The organism is Thalassotalea euphylliae (assembly GCF_042682785.1).
GTDB lineage: Bacteria > Pseudomonadota > Gammaproteobacteria > Enterobacterales > Alteromonadaceae > Thalassotalea_F > Thalassotalea_F euphylliae.
This window is the reverse complement of sequence record NZ_JBHUIB010000001.1, coordinates 1,264,900-1,283,144: the sequence shown is the minus strand read 5'-3', so window position 1 is coordinate 1,283,144 and position 18,245 is coordinate 1,264,900. Positions and strand designations below refer to the sequence as shown.

Genomic DNA, 18,245 nt, shown 5'->3' with positions numbered 1-18,245 from the left:
TTGTTTAGCTAATTTATAGCTTACTCTCACTGGCTTTTATTCTCTGCTGAAAGAAAATGCATACTGGTGGCGAATCTATCCGGCATTCCTGGCCAAGCTTGGCTCATTGAACCGTCTGCTTGTTTTGTTTGCGTTGCTTGTTGATGTTTAGGCAACATCGCACAACCTTCACTGTTTTCCTTGATGTAACAATTAAGAAACGCTAACGAAAAGTGCTGATTAAAGTAGTTTAATTGGTTTTGCGCCCAGGAAGGTTCATGGTAGTGCCCTAAATCATCACTGTTAGCATAAGCGACTGATGGCGCAGGATGTGGCGCAACATTATGTCGAGCACCGTTATACACTAGAAGGTAATTATCTTCTTTACTGGTTTGCTCAAATAGTTTTTTGACACCTTGCTCATAACCTGAAATATCATCAAGGTCGCCTGTTATGTAAAGCGTGGCTGGTGAAATCGAACCAAGAGCCTCTGTGCTATGTAGGTTATGCTCTTGCCCCCAGGGGGCATAAGCAATCATCGCTTTCCAAGCGCTATCGACGTTCTGTTTTCCTGCATTGCAGAAATTAAAGCTTGGAAGAATTTTTACAGCAACCTCTTCAGGAATACCAAAGCGTATTAAACCTTGCTGGGTAACCTGGTAGCAACCGCCCACTGTGTTTATAGCGCCAAAGCCTCCCATTGAATAACCGATTACGCCGGCTTTGTTTGTATTGGTAATGTCGCCCAATGGTGTTGTTAGGCTACGAAAATAATCGAGTACGAATTGTTGATCGCGGCTACGGTGAATCAATGTGCTGATAAAGCCTTCAAAAGGCTTTTCTTTAAAGCTTATCTCTTTGGTCGTCGAATCGGTGTGATCGATACTGGCTACAATATAGCCATGACTCGCTAAGTGTTCTCCTAAATAGAACATTAACGTTCTATCACCTGTGTAACCATGAGACAAAACAATCAAAGGGTAACGGTTGTCACTGACTGGTTTAGCGTCTCGATATGCATTAGCCTGAATAGTGAAGGGCTGATGACTCCTTGTAACCGCATTGTATACGGCTAATTTTTCTTTGTTGTGGTGTGCTGGATACCAAACTTCAACCGTAAGTGGTCTTTCATAGGTACCTGAAAAAGTGCGGTGGTCAAAAGCTCGTTTGTTAACAACTGAAAGTGTGGTTACACCTACATTCAACTCACCTCGTTTAGATAGCTCTGGCAATATCGCCGGTGTTACTGGATATAGCTGTTCAGGCTCTGTTGCATCGACGTATATACAGATGAAAAACATAAAAGCAGTTAAAAAAACTCTTTTCATGATAGGTATTTGATTAATAAATAGTATAAATACTATCTTATTGTCTTTTACCATTGTCAACGCTATTGCTGGTATTTAGATTGTTTTTGAGCCACCTTCTCTAGGTATCGCCTCGATTCCTGCTTAGGGTGTTTATGTGTAAGCGCCCAATAGACTGATTTGGAAGTCAGACTATTAATGTCGCGTATAGCCCTATCTCGATTAGCATCAAAGGTTTTAAGCACATTCCCTGCTCCCCCATTGTAAGCGGAAATAACAGTGTAAGTTTTACTTTGCTTATTATTAACAGAAGCTAAATAACGCGTGTCTAACAAATGCAAATAGGCGGTACCGATATCGATATTGGTTTCAGGCGAAAACAATTGTTGCTTTGTCGGTTGCCCCGATCTGTTTTTTATTTTTTGGTAAACATCTTTACCGGCAGTTGATGGTACTACTTGCATTAAGCCATACGCATTGGCTGAACTGACGGCAAACGGGTTGAAGCTACTCTCTGTCTCGATTACCGCATAAATGAGATGTGCAGGTATTTGATACTTCTGCGCTGAGGCAATAACAAACTCACTATACTGTAATTGGCGTAAATGCTGGTGTTGAGGCACCAGACTAAAGGTGACTTTATGCTTGTTTGGCTCGTTTATAAGATTATTTTTTAGTAGATAGTCTGCAAAACGATTTGCACGCCATTGATACCTAATCGCTTGTTTATCTTGATCAATGACCTGCCTGTAAAGAAATGGCTCCTCACCAAGGTCTGGCGCACTACTAGAGAAAATGTCGGTATTTCTCGGATCCGCAGGCGTTAATAAGGTCAGGGTAATAGCTTGCTTGAGCAAATCAGTAGGGTTCTTTTTTGCAATCGTTTCTACCGTTACTGAGCCATTTTCAAAATCTACGATAGCTCTCGCTCGGTAGTCATTACTGTATTTCACATACTTTTTACTGGAAGGGAGCTCGGTATCCTCCTTACCCCAAATAGATTCAACGACTCGTTTCAGCTCTTTTAGCGCTAGCTTTACTTGTTCTGCATCGCGAATAATTGCTTTATGACTTTGTTGCGACTTTTCTATTACCGATACAATATCTTCAGGATTATTTTCAACCTGTTTTACCAACTCTTCGATGTGTTTTACCGAATGTAGAGATGATGTTGATTTACAGCCAAATAGAAAAACGAGAACAAAAATAAAGGAAAGGCGCTGCATAGTTAACATATAGGGAATAAGCGATAACCTTAGTTTTACCGTGAAGATATCAAAAACACCAGCCATAATGATTCGAAGCTATTGACTGGTTCAGGTTGACATTTAATAAACGATACCTATAATTCTTTCGAAACGAAACTTATTTGGTTTGATTTGTGTCAAAACGAAACACGCAACAACGACGTCACTATATTATCTCTGAGCTCAACGATGCTGGTGAAGTCAGCGTAGAAAGTTTAGCAAGACGCTTTGAGACATCGGAAGTTACCATAAGAAAAGACCTAGCTGCGCTTGAAAAAAGCGGTTTGCTGTTGCGTCGATATGGCGGTGCGGTGCCGTTGCCACGAGAAATTGTTGAACCACAAAATCAAAAAGTTTCGAAACAAAAGGAATGTATTGGCAAAGCGGCCGCATCTTTAATAAAAGACCACTATCGTATTGTTATAGACAGTGGCAGAACAACCTCTGCTCTCGTGGAGCACCTAAGCGATAAGCGTGGGTTAGTGGTGATGACCAACTCATTAGCAATAGCGTCTCGCCTGAACGAGCTAGAAAATGAGCCAACGTTGCTGATGACTGGTGGAACTTGGGATCCAACATCAGAATCTTTTCAGGGTCAAGTTGCAGAGCAAGTGCTTAAGTCTTACGACTTTGATCAGCTATTTATCGGCGCTGATGGCATTGATATCGAACGCGGTACCACAACATTCAATGAGCTGATAGGCTTGAGTAAGGTAATGGCGAACGTTGCACGTGATGTTATTGTGATGGTTGAGTCAGAAAAGATTGGTCGTCGAATTCCAAATTTAGAATTACCTTGGCAGCAAATACACACGCTAATAACAGACAATGGTTTGCCGGCCAACCTCAAACAAGACATAGAAAGTAAAGGCGTTATAGTGATATGCGCCGACTAACATTTTAACGCAAATAAGGAAGTCATTATGTGTGGCATTGTAGGTGCAGTAGCACAACGTGATGTAGTAGATATTTTGGTGGAAGGCCTGAAACGCCTTGAGTACCGTGGCTATGATTCAGCTGGTGTAGCCATTATCGATGATAACAAACAGCTACAACGTGTTCGTCGATTAGGTAAAGTGCAAGAATTAGCTGATGCAGTTGCGGAAAGCCCATTGTCTGGCGGTACAGGTATTGCGCATACTCGCTGGGCGACACACGGTGCACCAAGTGAAACGAATGCTCATCCACATGTTTCAAGTGACAATATTGCGGTGGTTCACAATGGCATTATTGAAAACCATGAAGAACTACGTGCTGAGCTTTCAGGTCTTGGCTATGCTTTTGTAAGCGAGACAGATACAGAAGTTATCGCTCATCTTGTTCATCACGAATTAAAGTCACATGATACGTTACTAGCAGCAGCGCAATCAGCGGTTAAGAAGCTTGACGGAGCTTATGGCACCGTGATCATGGATACCAATGACAAAGAACGAGTCGTTGTCGCACGTTCAGGTAGCCCATTAGTCGTTGGTTATGGCCTTGGTGAAAACTTTATTGCTTCAGATATGATGGCACTACTGCCAGTTACGCGTAAATTCGCGTTCTTAGAAGAAGGTGATGTTGCCGAAGTTACACGTTTTGAAGTGAATATATTTGACGTCGATGGCAACCCTGTTGTTCGTGAGGCGAAAGAGTCAGAAGTCAGCCACGATGCTGGTGATAAAGGTGAATATCGTCACTACATGCTTAAAGAGATTTACGAGCAACCATCAGCAATTCGCAACACGCTAGAAGGTCGTTTATTGGGTGGCGAGCTTAATACAGCAACATTTGGTGAAGGTGCTGATGACATCTTCAAAGAAATTGAACACGTACAAATTATTGCGTGTGGCACCAGTTATCACTCAGGTATGGTCGCGCGCTATTGGCTTGAAGCATTTGCAGGCGTTTCATGTAACGTTGAAATTGCCAGCGAATTCCGCTATCGCAAGTCACATGTGCCTAAAAACGCCCTACTGGTGACGATATCTCAGTCAGGTGAAACTGCTGATACGTTGGCTGCATTGCGCTTAGCAAAAGAACTTGGCTACCGTGCAAGTTTAACGATTTGTAACGTTCCAGGTTCAAGCTTAGTGCGAGAGTCTGACTTAGCATTTATGACCAAAGCTGGCGCCGAAATAGGTGTGGCATCAACTAAAGCGTTTACCACGCAGCTTGTTGGTTTAATGATGATGACGTTGGCTTTGGGCACACATCACGGCATGAGTGACGCTGATCAGAAAGCAATGGCTCAAGCGCTAATTACTCTGCCTAACAAAATTGAAGAAACATTCGCGTTAGCTGATGAGATTGAAGATTTAGCAGAAGACTTTGCTGATAAGCATCATTCTTTGTTCCTTGGTCGCGGCGATCAATACCCGATTGCAATGGAAGGTGCGCTAAAGCTTAAAGAAATTTCATACATTCATGCAGAAGCATATGCAGCGGGTGAACTTAAGCATGGCCCATTAGCGTTAATTGATGCGGAAATGCCTGTTATTGTTGTAGCACCCAAGAATGACTTGATTGAAAAACTTAAATCAAACGTTGAAGAAGTGCGTGCTCGTGGCGGTTTGATGTATGTATTTGCTGATAACGATGCGAAATTTGAAAGTGATGAAACCATGAAAGTCATCAATGTGCCACATTGCGACGACATGATTGCGCCAATTGTTTATACATTGCCACTTCAGCTACTTTCATACTACGTAGCTATCATAAAAGGTACAGATGTAGACCAACCGCGTAACCTAGCGAAAAGTGTAACGGTAGAATAATGTATCGATAGTCAAAAAAAGCGCTTTATGGCGCTTTTTTTATTGCTGTTTAACAATACAGGCCAAAAATTGCCTAATTAATCTCAAATTGTCATTTTGTTGCTGTTTTTGGATGATTTAATGGTTGACTACAACGAGACGCGCACGTCTAAATACCCTTGTTATACTTAATAAATGTGCGTTTACAGCGTCTTAGATGCGCTACAATATGCTCAGCAATGAACACTAGGGAACTAACATGTTAACGAATACCGCTCAGTGGCAACGTCTTTTAGGCCATTATCAAGAAATGAAATCAGTGCATATGAATGCATTGTTTTCGGATGACGATAATCGGTTCCAAGCCTTTTCTTTGACTGCAGCAGGTATCACCTTAGATTACTCCAAGAATCGTATTAACGCTGAAACAAAAACGTTGCTTGTCGACTTGGCGAAAGCCATGAAACTTGAAGAAAAGCGTGCAGCAATGTTCTGTGGTGATGCGATTAATAGTACCGAACAACGTGCAGTTTTGCATACTGCGCTGCGAAACTTTAGTGATGCGCCGGTGATGGTAGATGGTCAAGACGTCATGCCTGAAATCAAGGCTACACGTGAAAAAATGAAGCTGTTTGTCGATGCAGTATCGACAGGTAAAAAGGTTGGTTACAGCGGTAAGGCATTTACAGATATTGTCAGTATTGGCATTGGTGGTTCGTTCTTGGGCCCTAAAATCATGTCTGAAGCGTTAAAACCATATCGCCAAAAGCAATTGAATGTACATTTTGTTGCTAACGTTGATGGCTGTCATATTCAGGACGTGCTTGCATCACTCAATCCTGAAACAACGATGATTATGACCTCATCAAAAACATTGACAACACAGGAAACGTTGCGCAATGCAGAAACCGCTAAGGCGTGGTTTTTACAAACAGCAACACAAGCTGATGTTATTCACAACTTTGCTTGTGTCTCAACCAATATCGAGGGCGCAGAAGCTTTCGGTATTAGCCAAGACAATATTTTTCCAATGTGGGATTGGGTTGGCGGTCGCTACTCGGTTTGGTCTGCAATCGGGCTTCCTTTAGCACTCGCTGTTGGTTACGACAACTTCGAAGCGTTTCTAAAAGGAGCATATGAAATGGATCAGCATTTCACCTCTGCGCCTTTGGAAGAAAATATGCCGGTTTTAATGGCGTTACTTGGTATTTGGTATCGCAACTTTTTTGGTGCCCAGTCACACGTGCTTTTACCTTACTATCACTATTTACGAGGCTTACCAGCTTACGTGCAGCAACTTGATATGGAGAGTAACGGTAAGCGCGTAACGCAAGAAGGACAATCGGTGGATTATGATACTGGGCCTATAATTTGGGGAAGCGAGGGAACCAATGGTCAGCACTCATTCCATCAATTGATCCACCAAGGCAATACCGTTATCCCTGCAGACTTTATGTTGCCGCTACAGCCGCATCATGACGTAGCAGATCATCACGATATGCTAGCGGCAAATTGTTTTGGTCAAAGTCAGGCGCTCATGGCTGGCCAAACTGAAGTAGAGGTTCGAGCGGCTTTGGAGAGTGCAGGTAAGAGCCAAAAAGATATTGATGCATTAGCCAGCCATAAAACTATGCCTGGCAATAAGCCAAGCAATACACTGCTGTTTGATACGTTGGACCCTAAGACCTTGGGTAAGCTGATTGCGCTTTATGAACACAAAGTGTTCGTACAAGGCGTTATTTGGCAGGTTAACTCCTTTGATCAGTGGGGTGTTGAGCTAGGCAAGTTGTTAGGTAATCAGGTACTCAAATCTATAAGTGACGTGTCGTCATCTCTGGATATGGATGCTTCAACAAACGGTCTTGTTGCTGCATTTCGAAATCGTAAGTAGTCAACGTATCAGAATAGCGCCCAATAGAGGGCGCTAACACTTCTTATCGACTCTTTTACACATATTTACAGCATTACAAAGCTGTAACAACTATCCTTTTCATAACGCTTAAATTTTTGACAACCTGTTGGAGTCAGTTATGAAAAAAATTGCAGTTGCCCTTTCACTCTTGTTTGTTTGCTCTACCGTTGTGGCACAGTCGACCGTTTATGAAGGTGTGGTTGAGAAAGCCGAGGTTATTAATACCCAGGTAGGTAAAGACGGTAAGCCAATTTTGGGCGCTGCAATTGGTGTTGGCATCGGCTCTGCCTTTGGCAGTGGCAGTGGCAATGATGCTGCGAAGATTGTTGGCGGTTTGGCCGGCGCACGCAGTCAGATGAAAAAGAAAAAGCAATCGCTTTACGGCTGGCGATACATTATCAAGGCAGGTGAAGATTTACATGTCGTTGATGCGTGGTGTCCACAACCGGGTCAACAGTGTACAGGTATTCCAAAAGGAAAAAATGTATACGTCATAAATGGTAACGAAGTTGCCGTTAAATAAGTAGTTTGATGAATATGCTCGCTAGTAGACATACTTGCGGTATTCTGGGTGAAATTCAATGTAGTCACACCATGTGCTAAAGCTTTTCACTGTGTATCGCTTGTCTGTCGCTTTGTACCATTTTGAATGGGCTAATGCTGGCAAGCGAAATTTTATTTTTCTACCATCTATGGCAACGTAGCATGCCAATTCTTTTGGGGTTTCGTTTATCACTTTGATACGGACAAATCCCTCTAAAGTTCGACCAAATTCGGTTTTAATTTGCGGCATAGCGAAAGCAAAAAAGCTAGCCAATGCGACAATAAATCCTACAATAAAAGTCCGTCTATGTTGCATTGCGCTTTTCCAGCCAATAAGCAGCAACCAGCATTAAACTGGTGCCAATAGTTAAACGAACAATATCTGCTTGTTCGCCAAATAGCGTAATAGAAAATATAACCGCGAACGGAATGTAACCATTATTCATCAAGCCAAGCGTGCTCGCTTTCACTTGTTTTGCGCCATAATTCCATGCAGCGAAGCCTATTCCTGAAGCAATTACACCCAAATATAATAATACTAGCCATTGGTCTTTGGTAATGTCAGGGATACCACTATAACTGCCAGTAAAAAGCACAGTAATTACGCTAAAGATAGCCGCCCCCATATACATGATAGCCATACTATTAGTGTGACCAGCGTCAATGCTTTGTGAAAGATACTTATACCCGACCTGCCCCAATGCAAAGGCGATGTTAGCGCATTGTAAAATCAAAAAGCCTGTTAGCCATTGATTTGCTTCTGGCGCCCGATAAACAATAGTTGCAGCCCCTACAATCGAAATAAAAATAGGGACTAAAGAGGAGAATTGCCAGTTTCTTTGCCATATCGATGCGACAAGAAAAACGTAAATGGGCGTAAATATGGTGAATACTGCCACTAAATAGCCAGGTAAATATTGGTAGGACTGAATATAAGCCCAATACATTACGCCAAATTGAACAGCACCTAGCCCAAGTAACTTCAAACTATAGCTGTTGTTAGTGGAAAATTTAATAAAGGGTAGGAAAACAAGAGCGCACAGCAATAGGCGTATTGCTGCAACTAAGGTTGGGTCAACACCGGTAAGTTGGCCTTTTATAAGACCAAAAGAAAATGCCCACAACACAGAAACAAAGAGTAATGCTTTCACTTTTTAACCAATATCGAATGAATGTATCGCTTGTCACATAAGCTTAACCCAAGCTAATTGCTGTTTTCTAAAGGAATTTCAATTCATGGTAAATTTTTCTCATTATTTCGCTTGAAAGCGAGAATATCTGTCACCATGTCTAGCTTAACAATAAAAAAGCTGATGCCATTTCGGTATTAAGTAGTATTCAGAGAAAAGAGATTCACGTTATGGCGAATGTAGCCCCTATCAAAAAAGAACAACACCAGAACTTAAAAGTTGCAGCGAAAAGAACCTTAAAACACATTGAAGGTCAACACATTGTGCCTGTGACTGCACCAGAATTTGCTAAGGCGTCTAATAGCTTCCCTGTTTTCATCGTAAAAGATCCAGAATCGGGCCGTAAGCGCACTGTTGCTATGCTGGGCTTGGAAACGGGCGAAAACTTGTTCCTAAATGGTGATGAGTGGACAGGCTTGTACGCACCACAAAGCGTGGGAATGGTGCCTTTTTCACTGGGTTTAGATCCAGAGAAAGAAAAAACACTAACAGCATGCGTTGACCTAGATAGCGAATTTGTCGGTGAAGACAAAGAAATGCCACTTTTTGATGAAGCTGGCGAGCCTACTGAGCTATTAAAAAATATCGAAGAAACGCTTGGACGTTTATACGAGAGCGAAGTAATGACAGAACGCTTCATCAAAGAAATGGAAGAAGCTAACCTGTTAGAAGAGTTAGAACTTGTTATTGGCTTTGAGAATGGCGAGAAAAAGAAAATTGTCGGCATCCATACGGTTAAAGAAGCAAGTTTACGTGAATTAAGCGATGAGCAAGTGTTAGCTTTCCACAAGCGCGGTTTATTCATTCCTATTCACTCAATGCTAGCGTCTATGGGTCAATTGAACCGTCTTGTACAACTGCGTAATCAGCGCAGTGACCAAAAAGTAGCGGGCGTACAAATTCTGCCAGTGAACAAGTAATTGCAAACACAATACATCAAAGGGCCTTAGGGCCCTTTTTTATTGGCTGTAAATCAGAAGAAACTTAGGCGTTGCAGACAACAATAGCAGTTAACAACGTAGCGTAGCTGTGCTAATTTAGCTGTAATTGCTTAGTTATGTGGTGAATAACGAGGAAAACATGGCAGATAAAAATAAACTTTCCAAGGAGTTGGAAGAACAAATACAAAGCCTAGCCAGTGAAATATATATTCAGGTTGAAGAGAAAATGGCGAACATTTTGTCTTCGCATCAATCTCAACCTATCTCTGAGCAAGACATAAAAAGTCATGCTTTATATCAAGACGCTTTAAATAAACAGAAAGAACTCGAAGCGAGCTCAAGCCAACAGGCCGAGTCACTGCAAAAGCAAGTTGAGCAACTGCAGTCTCAACTGGAAGCTAGTGAGCTTGAAGTGAAGAAAATGGCGGAACTTGATACCGCTAAAAATTCGGACACAGAACAAGCCCTCAAAGAGAAAATTGATCAAATTAGTGAGCTTGAGGAGTCACTTGCTACAGCGTCCAAATCACTTGAAGAAAACACTTCAGCACTAGCGAGCGCAGAAAAGCAAGCTGCCGACCTTAGCAAAGAAAATGGCGGCTACTCAGAGAAAATTCAAAACCTGCTTAAAGCTGACAAAGCGAAAACGGCTACGTTAGAAGTGCAAAATCAGCAGATATCGGATCTTAACTTAAAGTTGAATGAAGCTACATCTGCATTGGAGCATGCACAATCGCAGTTTGGTCAGCAAAGCAATGATGCGCAGCAGGCACTTTCTGTTGCAGAGCAGCAGAACGCAAAATTGGCGGCTGATATCGAAAAATTGCAAGCGCAAGTATCAGATGCAGAGTCGTCAAACCAACAAGGACAACAAGCACTTCAAGATAAACTCGAAGCATTAGTCAGTGAAAATAATGAACTGAACCAACAGGTCCTTGCAGCACAACAAGCTACTGATGCTGCGAAAGCTGAACAAGCCACAACACAGGCGAATGTAAGCGAGCTGCAACAACAGCTGCAAACCAGTGAGAAAAAGGCTAACGAGCTTGAACAAGCTTTGGCGGGTGCGAGTAGCTCAGCGGCAGAACAAAGCAAAGAAACTGATGCATTAAATGCTCAAATTAACGAACTTACAGCGAAGCAATCGCAAGTTGAGCAGGCATTGGCACAAGCTAATGCAGAAAATAATGATCTAAAAACGAAACTATCTGCCGATCAACAGTTATTAGCAGAAGCTAAAGCTGAATCTGAGAAAACAACACAAACGCTAACAGCTCAACATCAAGATATTGTAGATAAGTTTAAAGCTGAAGCGTCATCACAGCAGCAGCAAATTGAAAAGCTACAGGCATCTAAGTCTGAGTTGCAGCGTAACATTGATGTGCTTCAACAGCATGTCACTGACTTTAAAGAGCAGACCGCTAAGTTAACTGAGCAAGTGACTATTGGTCAGAAGCAGCATGAGTCTGATCAGGCGACTATCGCAGACTTAGAGAAGCAGTTAGCGGCGGGTGAGTCTCAGTATGTCGAGCAAATAGAAGCATTAAATGCGCAAGTGGCTCAGTCTGAAAAAGACTTACAAAAAGCGGCAGAAAAAGTTGAGGCGCTTGAATACAATCAAGGTGAATTTGACAAGAAGCTTCAAGCTGCGGCAGACGCTGAACAGCAAGCACAGCAAAAGCTGGCGAGTGCGAAAGATAAGTTTGAACAAGACAACAACAATACACGCGATACTATTAAGTATCTCCGTGATGAAAACTTGTCTTTGATCAGCAAACACGAGCAAGAAGTGCAAGAGCTTGAAGATAAGATTCGCGAATATCGACTGCGCTTTGAATACGCGCAGAAACAGCTTCAAGGCTAATGGCGGTTTATACCGCCTTTTTCTTTTTCTCTTTGTTATACTTGCCGACAAAATTCGACTTCTGAGATAACGCCTTATGCCAATTCGTTTGCCATTTTCCAAACTTTCACTTTGGCAACAATCTGCATTTTGTTGCGCATTGCTTGAGCGCATGCTGCCTAATTATGCAATGTTCTCCCAGGCTGCTGAGTTTGGCGATGTTAACGTACTCCGCCAACAGCTAGACGTGCTATGGCAAAAACTTGAAAGCAGTCAAAAGCTGAAAGTTAACCTAGATACGCAACTTGGCAAACTTGAAGAGCACATTCCTGATCCCGAAGCGTTTGATTTTTTTGGTGTCTTTCCTGCTTTAGATGTTTGTATGGCGATGATATCGACGTTGCAGGCGATTGATAGTAAAGATGCTGAAGAGTTCAGCAATGTCTCGAGACTATCAGAGAACAGTGTCAGTTATTATGTTGAGCTGTTATTACTTGAGGAATTTGGCGAACTGCAGGACGTTAGTCAACAAGATATTAAACAGTATCCGTTAATGCAGTGGGAAATTGCTACACAGAATGAACTGTTTGATTTCCTAAAAAACTCGCCTGAAAATAAAGCAACCTGCAAACAGGCGAAAGACATGGTGCTTGAAGAAGGCATATCAAACCTAGGTATTGAAATTGGTTAACTGTCTTGATTGAGCCAAAATCAGTGCCTTCCGAAGTACAAATTGAGCCGCCAGCACAGCCGCAGGAACGAAAACACCCATCTATTTTATTGACCATCTGCTACGCTATATTTCTGGCTATAGTGCCTGGGTTTGTCGTTGGGAGTTTGTTTGGCATATACGCTGGCGTTGAAGATATTCAAAACGTGTCCGCGTGGTTTGCGCAAGTTGATGTAATGCTGGCCATGACTTTTACGATTTACTTTCTTGTCGTGCCTTCAGTCTTTCTCTTCAGTAAATGGAGCCTCTTCGAAAGCAATAGCCGCACTATTTCAGCACTGCTAAGTTTCGCACCGATATCGCTTAAACAAATGTGCTATGTAATCTTGTCGACAACGCTTTTTTGGTTGGCGTTTACTGCATTGGGCATTCTTCTCGAACTTCCAGAAGAACCATTCATGATGTCTATCAAGGCATCTGATGTTTCAGTCGCTTTTGTGATACTTACCGTATGTATTTTAGCGCCAGTGGTAGAGGAGTTGGTGTTTAGAGGCTTTTTGTTTGCACGACTTGAGCAAAGTAAAATTGGACTTATAGGTGCAGCAGTGACCACTAGCGTAATGTTTGCTGCTATCCATAGCCAATATACCATGGTAGGTATCTGCATGGTGTTCTTGCTGGGTGCTTATTTTACTTGGATGCGCATCAAATACCGCAATGTCGTGCTATGTATGTGGGCACATGGTGTGTGTAATTTGTTGACCATGGTAGCGCTATACCAGTTTACATAGCGTGTATTTGAGCAGAATAATATCGGCTTAACGCCCTACTCTACTTCGTACAAACGGTATGTCACTTGCCCAGCCGTTTTTTCTTTAATCAATTGCCAGCTTTCTGGAACACTAGGTTCGACCAACTGACTTTCTTGTTCTACATAGACGTTTGCTCCCGGTGCTAACCAGCCCGCAGCAAGCATATCGATAGTTTTTTGCGTCAAGCCTTGATGAAACGGTGGGTCAACAAAGGCAATATCAATCTTGTTATTTGGCGCTTGTAGGAATTGAAGTGCATCTACTGTCACCACATTAATGGTGTCTGCGCTCAATGCCTGCTTGTTAACCTGTAACTGTTTAGCTACATCTTTATTCAGTTCCAGCATCGTAACTGATGAAGCGCCTCGTGAGTAAGCTTCGAACCCTAAGCTCCCTGCACCTGCAAAACAGTCCAAACAGTGGCTGTCGTGTATCGACATCATCAACCAGTTAAAAAGGGTTTCTTTCACGCGATCTGTTGTTGGGCGCAAACCTTCAGCATTCAATACCGGCAGCTTCCTACCACGATGCTTGCCGCCAATAATGCGAATATTTGAATGGGCTTTTTGAGGTTGAGAGGATTTGGCTCTGCGAGGTCTATTCATGTGTTAAGTACTTATCTGAGGACGCAGGTTTGTCGCCGCTTAATAAGATGATAATATAGCCGCCAATTTTATCCCTAATCCTCTGAATTAGCTATCTCATATGCGCTAATTCTCAACCTGAAGCGATATACCATGGCGAAGAAGAAAGGTTTATTTTCCTGGCTAGGTTTCGGCGGTGACGATAAAGAACAACCGCAAGAAGCAGAACAACAAGAGCAGCAAGATGCTGTAACTGAGAGTGTTGAACAGGCAACAGAAGTTGTTGAATCCCCAAAAAGTGCTGCAGATAATGTCCTGCCAGAGCCAGAGCCAGAGCCAGAGCCAGAGCCAGAGCCAGAGCCAGAGCCAGAGCCAGAGCCAGAGCCAGAGCCAGAGCCAGAGCCAGAGCCAGAGCCAGAGCCAGAGCCAGAGCCAGAGCCAGAGCCAGCAGAAGAAAAGCAAGGTTTCTTTGCTCGCTTAAAGCAAAGTCTAACGAAAACTCGCCAAAACTTAGGTGGTGGCATCTTTGATTTATTCCGTGGGAAGAAAATCGATGATGAGCTATTTGAAGAGCTAGAGACTCACTTGTTACTTGCTGATGTTGGTGTTGATACCACGATGAAAATTATCGACTCACTAACGGAGTCTGCAAGTCGTAAGCAATTAAAAGATGCCGAAGCGCTTTACGATTTGCTTAAACTAGAATTGAAAAAGCTAGCAGAGCCAGTTTCACAACCACTTGAAATACCTGAGAGTGACTCGCCTTATGTCATTTTGATGGTGGGTGTAAACGGTGTAGGTAAGACAACGACCATAGGTAAGCTAACTAAGCAGCTGCAAGCTCAGGGTAAATCAGTCATGCTAGCGGCAGGTGACACATTCCGTGCTGCTGCAGTAGAGCAACTTCAAGTATGGGGTGAGCGCAACGATATTCCTGTTGTCGCACAGCATACCGGCGCCGACAGTGCGTCAGTGATCTTTGATGCGATTAGTGCAGCAAAAGCACGTGGCGTAGATGTCTTGATTGCAGATACTGCGGGACGATTGCAAAACAAAGGTCACTTAATGGAAGAGCTCAAGAAAGTTGTGCGAGTGATGAAAAAGCTTGATGATACAGCGCCACATGAAGTGATGCTAACCATTGACGCAGGCACGGGCCAAAATGCGTTAAGCCAAGCACAGCTATTCGATGAAGCGGTTAATTTAACCGGTATTACATTAACTAAACTCGATGGTACAGCAAAAGGCGGTGTTGTCTTTGCTATCGCTGATAAGCATCAAATCCCTATTCGTTTTATTGGTGTTGGTGAAGGTATTGACGATCTGCGTCCGTTCCATAGTGAAGACTTTATTGAGGCGTTATTCACAAAAGAATAATTTCAATATAAGCAATTGCATTTAGCGACATACTTGATAACAATAGAGTTGCATCAATATTTGGCCACGTCTGATTCGTGGCCTTTTTATAAGAACAACAATGATCAGCTTTAACCAAGTAAACAAAACCTATTCGGGCGGCTTCCTTGCCCTTAAAAATGTGAGTTTCAATCTGGCGGCAGGTGAAATGGCCTTTTTAACCGGCCATTCTGGAGCTGGTAAAAGTACATTATTGAAGCTGATTAGTCTGATGGAAAAGCCGAGTTCAGGCAGCATCCAAATAAATAATACGGACTTAGCCAAGGTGGGTTACAAACAAGTTCCTTTTATGCGACGAAAAATTGGGATGATTTTTCAAAACCATAATTTGTTGATGGATCGCACCGTATTCGACAACGTCTCATTACCACTGATTATCGAAGGTTATAGCCCTAAAGAAATTCGTAAACGTGTGGAAGCCGCGCTCGAAAAGGTCCACCTGTCAGATAAACAAAAATGCTACCCCAAAATGTTATCTGGTGGTGAACAACAACGTGTTGGTATAGCGCGCGCTGTTGTTAACAAACCGCCTATACTACTTGCCGATGAACCAACGGGTAATCTAGATCCTAAGTTATCACTTGATATTATTCGCTTGTTTGAAGAATTTAATGCAGTTGGGACATCGGTGCTAATTGCAACCCATGATCTCGGTCTAATTGCTCGCATGAAGTACCGCACGTTGACACTAAAAAGCGGTACGATGATCACCGACGGCATTGTGGATGGCCTTACGACCGATGAGGCTATGTAAATGAGTAGTATCAGAGAAAAAGATAGCCAAGATGGCGTGAGCTTGAAACAAAAAATCACGTCAGTGCCATTGCGCCATTTACAACAAGCAATCGGCAGTCTAGGTGATGTCTGGCGTACACCGTTTACAACATTTATGACTGTTTTGGTGTTAGGGATCAGCCTGACTTTACCTGCAACGTTACATTTGTTCGTCAAGAATGCGAATTCAGTGGTTGCTCAATGGGGCTCAGCTTCTGAAATTACTTTGTTTTTAAAACTTACAGTCAGTGATGACGATGGAGAAAAACTCGCGGCTCGAATACGCTTATATCCAGAAGTATCAGAAGTCACGTTTATCTCAAAAGCGCAGGCATTAAACGACTTTAAAGAAAACTCCGGCTTTGGCGAAGCTCTTGCCTATCTTAATAAGAATCCGCTACCGGCAACTTTATTAGTCACGCCAACAAAACGTGCTGGGCAAACGCAAGCAGCCAGCGAGTTACTCAATAAGCTTGAACAAGAACGCGAAGTTGACCAAGGTAAACTTGACCTGGAGTGGTTGACACGTTTAGAGGCAATGGCAAGGTTGCTCGAAGATATCGTTTTAGCCGTTGCGTTACTGCTATGCCTTTCGGTTATTTTAATTATTGGTAATACCATCCGGCTCGCTATTTTGAATCAAAAAGATGCGATTGCAGTGATGAAGCTTGTTGGCGCGACTGATAACTTTATTCAGCGTCCGTTTATGTATGCGGGTGTATGGTATGGCATATTGGGAGGCTTGGTCGCTAATATCACCATTTTCACACTTGCCCACTACCTCTCTGGCGCGATGACAGAGTTAACAGAGCTATATCAATCGAGCTTCAAGCTACAAACGCTTTCTTTTGGTGAAAACATGAGTTTAATGGCGTTTGCAATTATATTGGGGTTAATCGGTAGTTATTTATCGGTTAGGCAGCACATTAAAGCGATAGAGCCTACAGCTGATTAGTCATTGAGCATGGTATCAGCCCAGGCCATTGCATCTTGATGTGCCTGGCTACAAACCTCTTTAGGTATGTTAAATTGCTTGCTGATATTTTCACAGTGCAACCATCGACCTTGCTCAGCATGCTTTGCTAAATCTAAGTAACTGGTTAAGTAAATATTCTCGCCCAGCAATGCTGACTTTATTTCTGCGTCAATTGGCAAAATATTGATTACTTCAGCAATATCGTAATCCAAAATACCGTCGATTAATGACAACATACCGGTTAAAAACGCTTTAGGTGGGTTTTCACTATCATGTAAATATTGCGCGATTTGTTCACAAAACTTTGCGCGAAAGAGCGACAATCTCATAATTTCTGTTGGTTTATTTTGTGCGAGATCACTCAGTGCTAGCAAAGCAATAAACTTTTTCAGTTCTACCTCACCTATATAAATGAGTGCGTGCTTCAAAGAGGTTATTTCTTGACTGCGACCATACATGGGGCTGTTGATAAAGCGCAGCAATTTATAAGTGAGTCCTGGATCAATACTAAAAATATCGTTAATGGCATCAAAGTCTAAGCTGGCGTGACTTGATTGATTAATTAGCTCCAAAATATTGTGCTTGGTGGTGGATATTTTCTTTTGCTTCATCATTTCTGGTTTGGCAAAGAAGTAACCTTGAAAAAGCGTAAAACCAAGCAATTTTAATTGCTCGAATTGACGTGAAGTCTCAACTCGCTCAGCAAGCAGGGTTTTGTTGTAATGTTTAATACGGTTAATGTAGCGGCTAATATCGATGACAGAAATTTCCAGTACATCAACTTTGATAATGTCGACATAAGGTAAAAATACATCCCATTTAGGATCAAAATCATGATCATCAAGCGCTAATGTATAGCCCTTTTCCTTTAACTGCTTACACGCCTCTAACAATTCATCACTGATTGGCACGTCTTCCAGTATTTCTATGACTATTTTTTGTGGATCTAAGAAGCTTGGAAAGTGGCGAATCAAAGTGTCTGCATGAAAGTTTATGTACGCCGTTGCATTGCCTGTGACTTGCTCAACCCCCATGGTTAAATGGTTATTGGTAAGAATATTAGACGTCGCTTGATCTGGATCTATGTTGGGAAAGTAATTACTTTGTCCATCGCGAAATAGGAGCTCGTAAGCAATCAGCTCTTGTTTGGCATTAAGAATAGGTTGTCGTGCTAAGTACGAATACACAAATTATTACCTTTTTGCCACATTACCGCGGTCTAATGTTTGATACATTAATGAGTATAGATACGTATTGTCATACTTATGTAACCAATCAATGAGTATGATGTACAGCTTATTTTGAATAAATTTGAA

At 42.3% G+C, this 18,245-nt stretch carries 17 protein-coding genes; 11 read left to right on the top strand and 6 right to left on the bottom strand.

The window, feature by feature from the left end; translation table 11 throughout:
* Positions 1 to 26: 26 nt before the first annotated feature.
* On the bottom strand, positions 27 to 1,307 hold the full coding sequence (locus ACFSJY_RS05820) for an alpha/beta hydrolase family protein (protein ID WP_386032064.1): 1,281 nt from the start codon (positions 1,305 to 1,307) through the stop codon (positions 27 to 29).
* A gap of 62 nt (positions 1,308 to 1,369) precedes the next feature.
* Positions 1,370 to 2,578 carry a murein transglycosylase domain-containing protein gene (locus ACFSJY_RS05815; RefSeq protein ID WP_386032061.1) on the bottom strand — a complete coding sequence of 403 codons (1,209 nt, stop codon included), beginning with the start codon at positions 2,576 to 2,578 and terminating at the stop codon, positions 1,370 to 1,372.
* An 89-nt stretch (positions 2,579 to 2,667) separates the two neighbouring features.
* On the opposite strand from ACFSJY_RS05815, the gene ACFSJY_RS05810 reads away from it, so the two are divergent.
* The 4 genes from ACFSJY_RS05810 to ACFSJY_RS05795 all read left to right on the top strand — a co-directional run bounded on the left by ACFSJY_RS05810 (position 2,668) and on the right by ACFSJY_RS05795 (position 7,703).
* The gene (locus ACFSJY_RS05810) at positions 2,668 to 3,429 is read left to right on the top strand and encodes a DeoR/GlpR family DNA-binding transcription regulator (protein WP_386032059.1); all 762 of its coding nucleotides are present in this window, start codon (positions 2,668 to 2,670) and stop codon (positions 3,427 to 3,429) included.
* A gap of 27 nt (positions 3,430 to 3,456) precedes the next feature.
* The gene (glmS, locus tag ACFSJY_RS05805; protein ID WP_386032057.1) at positions 3,457 to 5,289 is read left to right on the top strand and encodes a glutamine--fructose-6-phosphate transaminase (isomerizing); all 1,833 of its coding nucleotides are present in this window, start codon (positions 3,457 to 3,459) and stop codon (positions 5,287 to 5,289) included.
* A gap of 238 nt (positions 5,290 to 5,527) precedes the next feature.
* Positions 5,528 to 7,159 carry a glucose-6-phosphate isomerase gene (gene pgi, locus ACFSJY_RS05800; protein WP_386032055.1) on the top strand — a complete coding sequence of 544 codons (1,632 nt, stop codon included), beginning with the start codon at positions 5,528 to 5,530 and terminating at the stop codon, positions 7,157 to 7,159.
* 139 nt (positions 7,160 to 7,298) lie between these two features.
* Positions 7,299 to 7,703, top strand: a complete 405-nt coding sequence (locus tag ACFSJY_RS05795; RefSeq protein ID WP_386032053.1) for a hypothetical protein — start codon at positions 7,299 to 7,301, stop codon at positions 7,701 to 7,703.
* Between the two features lie 21 nt (positions 7,704 to 7,724).
* Here the strand turns inward: ACFSJY_RS05795 and ACFSJY_RS05790 are convergent, their stop codons facing one another.
* Together ACFSJY_RS05790 and ACFSJY_RS05785 are read right to left on the bottom strand one after the other, a co-directional pair.
* Positions 7,725 to 8,039 (bottom strand): hypothetical protein, encoded by a 315-nt coding sequence (locus ACFSJY_RS05790; protein ID WP_386032051.1) that lies wholly within the window; start codon positions 8,037 to 8,039, stop codon positions 7,725 to 7,727.
* Positions 8,029 to 8,874, bottom strand: a complete 846-nt coding sequence (locus ACFSJY_RS05785; protein ID WP_386032049.1) for an EamA family transporter — start codon at positions 8,872 to 8,874, stop codon at positions 8,029 to 8,031. Before ACFSJY_RS05785 ends, ACFSJY_RS05790 begins: the two co-directional genes overlap by 11 nt.
* 209 nt (positions 8,875 to 9,083) lie before the next feature.
* Here ACFSJY_RS05785 and ACFSJY_RS05780 point away from each other — a divergent pair, with 209 nt between their 5' ends.
* The 4 genes from ACFSJY_RS05780 (at position 9,084) to ACFSJY_RS05765 (ending at position 13,158) form a co-directional block, all read left to right on the top strand.
* Positions 9,084 to 9,833, top strand: coding sequence for a SapC family protein (locus ACFSJY_RS05780; protein ID WP_386032047.1), 750 nt, complete (start codon positions 9,084 to 9,086; stop codon positions 9,831 to 9,833).
* Positions 9,834 to 9,993: 160 nt separating this feature from the next.
* Complete coding sequence (locus ACFSJY_RS05775; RefSeq protein ID WP_386032045.1) at positions 9,994 to 11,718, top strand: hypothetical protein; 1,725 nt, start codon at positions 9,994 to 9,996, stop codon at positions 11,716 to 11,718.
* 76 nt (positions 11,719 to 11,794) lie between these two features.
* On the top strand, positions 11,795 to 12,388 hold the full coding sequence (locus tag ACFSJY_RS05770) for a YjaG family protein (protein ID WP_386032043.1): 594 nt from the start codon (positions 11,795 to 11,797) through the stop codon (positions 12,386 to 12,388).
* A gap of 5 nt (positions 12,389 to 12,393) precedes the next feature.
* Positions 12,394 to 13,158 carry a CPBP family intramembrane glutamic endopeptidase gene (locus tag ACFSJY_RS05765; protein WP_386032041.1) on the top strand — a complete coding sequence of 255 codons (765 nt, stop codon included), beginning with the start codon at positions 12,394 to 12,396 and terminating at the stop codon, positions 13,156 to 13,158.
* A gap of 35 nt (positions 13,159 to 13,193) precedes the next feature.
* Here the strand turns inward: ACFSJY_RS05765 and rsmD are convergent, their stop codons facing one another.
* A complete protein-coding gene (rsmD, locus tag ACFSJY_RS05760; RefSeq protein ID WP_386032039.1) occupies positions 13,194 to 13,784 on the bottom strand; it encodes a 16S rRNA (guanine(966)-N(2))-methyltransferase RsmD in 591 nt (196 codons plus the stop codon).
* 132 nt (positions 13,785 to 13,916) lie between these two features.
* Here rsmD and ftsY point away from each other — a divergent pair, with 132 nt between their 5' ends.
* The 3 genes from ftsY (at position 13,917) to ftsX (ending at position 16,908) form a co-directional block, all read left to right on the top strand.
* A complete protein-coding gene (gene ftsY, locus ACFSJY_RS05755) occupies positions 13,917 to 15,140 on the top strand; it encodes a signal recognition particle-docking protein FtsY (RefSeq protein ID WP_386032037.1) in 1,224 nt (407 codons plus the stop codon).
* Between the two features lie 100 nt (positions 15,141 to 15,240).
* Positions 15,241 to 15,933 (top strand): cell division ATP-binding protein FtsE, encoded by a 693-nt coding sequence (gene ftsE / locus ACFSJY_RS05750; RefSeq protein ID WP_386032035.1) that lies wholly within the window; start codon positions 15,241 to 15,243, stop codon positions 15,931 to 15,933.
* Complete coding sequence (ftsX, locus tag ACFSJY_RS05745; protein WP_386032033.1) at positions 15,934 to 16,908, top strand: permease-like cell division protein FtsX; 975 nt, start codon at positions 15,934 to 15,936, stop codon at positions 16,906 to 16,908.
* Here the strand turns inward: ftsX and ACFSJY_RS05740 are convergent.
* Complete coding sequence (locus ACFSJY_RS05740; protein WP_386032030.1) at positions 16,905 to 18,116, bottom strand: EAL and HDOD domain-containing protein; 1,212 nt, start codon at positions 18,114 to 18,116, stop codon at positions 16,905 to 16,907. The two genes, ftsX and ACFSJY_RS05740, sit on opposite strands and share 4 nt — an antisense overlap.
* Between the last annotated feature and the right edge of the window lie 129 nt (positions 18,117 to 18,245).

What these genes read in the sequence shown, in the direction of transcription:
- ACFSJY_RS05770 (WP_386032043.1), top strand. Translation starts at nt 11,795, where the DNA reads ATGCCAATTCGTTTGCCATTTTCCAAACTTTCACTTTGGCAACAATCT.
- glmS (WP_386032057.1), top strand. Translation starts at nt 3,457, where the DNA reads ATGTGTGGCATTGTAGGTGCAGTAGCACAACGTGATGTAGTAGATATT.
- rsmD (WP_386032039.1), bottom strand. Translation starts at nt 13,784, where the DNA reads ATGAATAGACCTCGCAGAGCCAAATCCTCTCAACCTCAAAAAGCCCAT.
- ACFSJY_RS05780 (WP_386032047.1), top strand. Translation starts at nt 9,084, where the DNA reads ATGGCGAATGTAGCCCCTATCAAAAAAGAACAACACCAGAACTTAAAA.
- ACFSJY_RS05820 (WP_386032064.1), bottom strand. Translation starts at nt 1,307, where the DNA reads ATGAAAAGAGTTTTTTTAACTGCTTTTATGTTTTTCATCTGTATATAC.
- ACFSJY_RS05815 (WP_386032061.1), bottom strand. Translation starts at nt 2,578, where the DNA reads ATGGCTGGTGTTTTTGATATCTTCACGGTAAAACTAAGGTTATCGCTT.
- pgi (WP_386032055.1), top strand. Translation starts at nt 5,528, where the DNA reads ATGTTAACGAATACCGCTCAGTGGCAACGTCTTTTAGGCCATTATCAA.
- ftsX (WP_386032033.1), top strand. Translation starts at nt 15,934, where the DNA reads ATGAGTAGTATCAGAGAAAAAGATAGCCAAGATGGCGTGAGCTTGAAA.
- ftsE (WP_386032035.1), top strand. Translation starts at nt 15,241, where the DNA reads ATGATCAGCTTTAACCAAGTAAACAAAACCTATTCGGGCGGCTTCCTT.
- ACFSJY_RS05790 (WP_386032051.1), bottom strand. Translation starts at nt 8,039, where the DNA reads ATGCAACATAGACGGACTTTTATTGTAGGATTTATTGTCGCATTGGCT.
- ACFSJY_RS05795 (WP_386032053.1), top strand. Translation starts at nt 7,299, where the DNA reads ATGAAAAAAATTGCAGTTGCCCTTTCACTCTTGTTTGTTTGCTCTACC.
- ACFSJY_RS05775 (WP_386032045.1), top strand. Translation starts at nt 9,994, where the DNA reads ATGGCAGATAAAAATAAACTTTCCAAGGAGTTGGAAGAACAAATACAA.
- ftsY (WP_386032037.1), top strand. Translation starts at nt 13,917, where the DNA reads ATGGCGAAGAAGAAAGGTTTATTTTCCTGGCTAGGTTTCGGCGGTGAC.